Source organism: Salifodinibacter halophilus (assembly GCA_012999515.1).
GTDB lineage: Bacteria > Pseudomonadota > Gammaproteobacteria > Nevskiales > Salinisphaeraceae > Salifodinibacter > Salifodinibacter halophilus.
This window is the reverse complement of record JABEEB010000451.1, coordinates 1-254: the sequence shown is the minus strand read 5'-3', so window position 1 is coordinate 254 and position 254 is coordinate 1. Positions and strand designations below refer to the sequence as shown.

Below are 254 nucleotides of genomic sequence, written 5' to 3'. Positions count from 1 at the left end.
CTCACGCAGCCCGGCTTCTAGAGCCGGGCCGCCCGCAGCGCGGCGCTCAGGCCGCGTCGCTCTCCGCCTGCGCCCGCGCGCGCTTGAGCGCGATCAGCGCCGAGGTGTCGGCTTCGCCGTAGCCGCGTTCGATCAGTTCGGCGTAATCGGCCGCGGCCTGGTCCAGGGTCGCGGTGCGCACGCCGGTGTCGCGGGCGATGCCCTGGACGATGCGCAGGTCCTTGAGCATGTGCTGGCACTTGAAGCCGGGCGCG

At 73.6% G+C, this 254-nt stretch carries 1 protein-coding gene; it reads right to left on the bottom strand.

Annotated features, from left to right (window positions below):
- Positions 1 to 46: 46 nt before the first annotated feature.
- The coding region (locus tag HKX41_12405) for an NAD(P)-dependent oxidoreductase (GenBank protein NNC24937.1) at positions 47 to 254 on the bottom strand (208 nt) is incomplete at its 5' end.